The organism is Streptomyces boluensis (assembly GCF_009908195.1).
Lineage (GTDB): Bacteria > Actinomycetota > Actinomycetes > Streptomycetales > Streptomycetaceae > Streptomyces > Streptomyces boluensis.
The window spans coordinates 1-2,883 of sequence record NZ_JAAAHS010000598.1 but is presented as its reverse complement, the minus strand read 5'-3'; the positions used below and the strand labels follow the sequence as shown (position 1 = coordinate 2,883).

General features: G+C 71.2%; 3 protein-coding genes. 1 reads left to right on the top strand and 2 read right to left on the bottom strand.

The features are described from left to right. Window positions 1-68: 68 nt before the first annotated feature. Window positions 69-1,055, bottom strand: coding sequence for a sulfite exporter TauE/SafE family protein (locus GUY60_RS36400; protein ID WP_246236111.1), 987 nt, complete (start codon window positions 1,053-1,055; stop codon window positions 69-71). 196 nt (window positions 1,056-1,251) lie between these two features. Further along, complete coding sequence (locus tag GUY60_RS36395) at window positions 1,252-1,710, bottom strand: RrF2 family transcriptional regulator (RefSeq protein ID WP_161705778.1); 459 nt, start codon at window positions 1,708-1,710, stop codon at window positions 1,252-1,254. Window positions 1,711-2,188: 478 nt separating this feature from the next. Between GUY60_RS36395 and GUY60_RS36390 the strand changes: the two genes are divergently transcribed. Continuing rightward, window positions 2,189-2,788 (top strand): winged helix-turn-helix domain-containing protein, encoded by a 600-nt coding sequence (locus GUY60_RS36390; RefSeq protein ID WP_161705776.1) that lies wholly within the window; start codon window positions 2,189-2,191, stop codon window positions 2,786-2,788. The last annotated feature ends 95 nt before the right edge of the window (window positions 2,789-2,883 follow it).

Here is a 2,883-nt window from a genome sequence, read left to right as displayed (position 1 = left end):
GACTTGGGGCTGGTTTGGGGATTGACTTGGGGTGGCCCGGCTCGGGGGAGCGAGGGTGAGCCGGTGGCTCAGGTGGCGCCGCCGGGGCGCTTGGTGCCACTCGCTGCGTCAACCGTCTCCGGCTCCGGCTCCGGCGCGCCCGCGCCCGCGCCCGCGCCTGAGTCCGTGGCCTCGGACTCGGACGAGGCGTCCGCCTCCGGCGCGAGCCGGGTCTGCTTGCGGTGCTCGCGGAAGGAGTGCGCGACGGCGGCCGCCCACAGCACGTAGATGAGCGCGTAGACCGTCCACTGGGTGGCGTCGGAGGCGTCGAGCCAGTCGCTCTTGAGGAGCGTACGGACGTTGGTGAGGACGATGATGCCGCCGACCGCCGAGCCGAGCAGCCGCGGCGGTACGTGCCGGACCAGCCAGGCCGCGACGGGCGCCGCGATCAGGCCGCCGACGAGGAGCGCGCCCGCCCACGCCAGGTCGACGCCCTCCGAGCCGAGCCCGAAGAGGAAGCCGAGGCTGGCGGCGACGGCGACGAGGAACTCGCTGGTGTCGACCGAGCCGATCACCTTGCGCGGTTCGAGGCGCCCGCTGGCCAGGATCGCCGGCGTACCGACCGGACCCCAGCCGCCGCCGCCCGTCGCGTCGAGGAAACCGGCGACCAGACCGAGCGGCGACAGGAACCGCTTGCGCAGCGGCTTGCCGAGGTTGCCGGTCGGCAGGCCGAGGAAGGTGAACCGGGTCAGGACGTACGCGCCGAGGCCGAGCAGGATCAACGCCATGACGGGCTCGGCGAGTTCGGTGGACAGGTTCGAGAGCACGGTGGCTCCGGCGAACGCGCCGACGGCGCCCGGCAGGCCGATCTTCGCGACCACCCGCCAGTCGACGTTCCCGAACCGCCAGTGCGCGACACCGGAGGCCAGCGTGGTGCCGATCTCCGCGAGGTGCACGGTCGCGGAGGCCGCCGCCGGGTTGGTGCCGAACGCGAGCAGCAACGTGGTCGACGTGACGCCGTAGGCCATGCCGAGGCTGCCGTCGACGAGTTGGGCGCCGAGTCCGGCCAAGGCCAAGAGGATGAGCGTTCGCACGACGACACGTACCTTCCCTAGTTTTCCCACTGGATTGATAGGAATAGTGGGCGTGAACTGCCGTACGGACAAGGGTGTGTTCAGTAATTGGACGCGAACGTCTCGCTATCCGGGAACGTGCAGGTCAGGGGTGGCCACGGATGGCCACGGATGGCCGGGGACAGCGAGGGAGGGGTGGTCAGGGATTGGTCCAGGCGGCCGGATCCTCGGTCAAGTCCATGACCTCGGTGGGCAGTCCGGCCGTCGCGACATCCGCGAGTGAGACGCCGTCCAGGATCTGGCGGACGTTCGCGCGCAGCGCGATCCACAGCGGCAGGAGCGACTCGGCCGGTCCCGAGTACGAGAGTTCCGGCGGGCGTACGCCGCGTACGGAGACCAGCGGGCCGTCGACCGTGCGGATCACGTCAGCGATGCTGATGTCGGTGGCGGCGCGGGCCAGTCGGTAACCGCCGTTGCCGCCGCGCTGGCTGGTGACCAGGCCGCCGCGGCGCATGTCGTTGAGGATGCCTTCGAGGAATTTGTGCGGAATCTCCTGCGCCACGGCGATGGTTTCGGCCTTGACCGGGCCGCTGTCGGTGCAGGCCGCGAGCTGAAGGGCCGCACGTACCGCGTAGTCCGCCCTGGCTGAGATGCGCATGCGCGCATTATCACCCACGGGTTGTCGCCCCCTGGTTGTCGTGCTTGACCGCCCACTGGCGCCGCCGGGTTATTTCCTACTACTCTGCTAGGAAACATTGAGGCGGGTCCGTGGGGACTCGCGGTAGGGACGCCATGTCACGCACACAGCAGCCGCTCGTACGCCGTCGGCACGTCGACTTCCGTCGCGTGGCCAGCGCCGTCTGCGCCGTTTGCGCCGTCTGCTGTCGCGCCTGAGCGGACTGCCCGGCCGCCCTTGAGGGCCGCCTGTGCCGCCGTACGCGTTTCCGGGGCCGCCGCGCGATGCTCGCGCCCGGCCGTAGCTGTCCCAACTCCCTTTCCCAGCAGTCGCCTTGTGCGTGCTCCGGCGCTCCGGTGCCCCGGCCGTGCCCGGCACGTACGGTGCCCGCTCCGCGCCGTCGTACAGGGCGACCTCCCACCCGGCGAAGTCGTACCCGGACCCAGCGAAAGAGACCGCGATGACCACCGCTGTACCCACCGCTGTACCCACTGCTGTACCCACCGCTCCGACCACCCCGCACGTTCCGCTCGCCCCGCTCGCCCCGCAAACGCCGCGTCACCTGCGGCTCGTACGCGAGGACGCCCGTGAGTTCGTCGGGTACCTGGTGCTGCTGCCCGCGGGCTCCGACCCCACGGAGCTGTTCGCCCGCAACGGCATCCAGCCCGAAGCCCGCGCCCTCGCGCCCGTCGGCGTCAACCACACCGGCACACCGCCCGCACCGCCTGCCCCGCCTCATGACGACGCGCTACGGATCGACGCCGAGCGGCGCGTCGCCGTGCTCGACGGGCGTGAACTCGACCTGACCTACCTGGAGTTCGAGCTCCTCGCCCAGCTCATCGAGCATCCGCACCGGGTGTACTCGCGCGAGTACCTCGTCGCCCACGTATGGGGCTACGGACACGTCGGCGACGGCCGCACGGTGGACGTGCACATCGCCCGCCTGCGCCGCAAGCTGGGCCCTGGTCGCCGGGGGCGCATCGTCACCGTACGGCGGGTGGGTTACAAGTACGTGCCGGAGTCCGAGGGCGAGGCTCAGGTGGACCACCGTCAGGGCTGAGTTCGCAGCACAAGAAGCGGCCCCAGGCTCCCCCTCCGGAGCCTGGGGCCGCAGTCTGTGGCGAACCCGGCGACCGCTTCCGCGCGCCGCAGGAC

What these genes read in the sequence shown, in the direction of transcription:
- GUY60_RS36390 (WP_161705776.1), top strand. Translation starts at nt 2,189, where the DNA reads ATGACCACCGCTGTACCCACCGCTGTACCCACTGCTGTACCCACCGCT.
- GUY60_RS36395 (WP_161705778.1), bottom strand. Translation starts at nt 1,710, where the DNA reads ATGCGCATCTCAGCCAGGGCGGACTACGCGGTACGTGCGGCCCTTCAG.